1 pseudogene is annotated in these 717 nt (G+C 33.6%); it reads left to right on the top strand.

Annotated elements, in window-relative coordinates:
* Positions 1 to 297 (top strand): annotated as a pseudogene (locus ACFIMQ_RS09610) (DUF3987 domain-containing protein); the annotation flags it as partial.
* Between the last annotated feature and the right edge of the window lie 420 nt (positions 298 to 717).

The raw sequence follows: 717 nt of genomic DNA, 5'->3' as shown, positions 1-717 counted from the left end.
TATTTGTTAAGTCATGTCAAAAGGCTTTATGCGGCGGCGGATAGCTTAGCAACAGAGGGGGCAAAATTAATTGTCGAGCGTTGTGATTGTTTACCCGATGTTTTTACAACAAGGGACATTTATAAACGTGATTGGAAATATTTAACAGACAATCAAACCGTTAAGCAAGCTTTAGAGCTTTTATGTCGTTGTAACTATATTCGTGAAATCTCTGGAGAGAATAACTCCCAAGGCGGTCGACCTACCATACGTTATGAATGGCACCCTTTAGTGAAAAGTCATAAGACATCACACTGAGGCAATTTGGAAATCTTATAAAACATTAAACAATATAACAGTGAACCTTTAAAGCACTCCCCATCATTAGTTTTGGGGGGGTATGGGGGTTTTGGGGGGTCTTTTTACCCCCCCTTTATATATATTTTTTAGTCAAAAATAAAAGTTATTATATTTCAATAAGTTAATCTTTCAAATAAACAACCTATATTAAACATAACACATAAATACAATTTTTAATATATATCTAAGAGGGTTTTGTAGGTGTTTTGGGGGTTTTAAAAACAGACAAAACCTATCTATAAAATAATTCATAAAACCTATCAAAATACTTATTCTGATATTTTAAAGCCCATAGTGAATTTGTCTTGATTAACCATAAAACAAACAGCAAATTTCACTATTTTGCTGATCTGACCCCGTGTCATGGGCTGTTGATAA

It is taken from the genome of Bartonella sp. AD13SXNS (genome assembly GCF_042196465.1).
Classification (GTDB): domain Bacteria; phylum Pseudomonadota; class Alphaproteobacteria; order Rhizobiales; family Rhizobiaceae; genus Bartonella.
The sequence above is the reverse complement of the archived record's forward strand: the minus strand, read 5'-3'. Positions and strand labels throughout refer to the sequence as shown.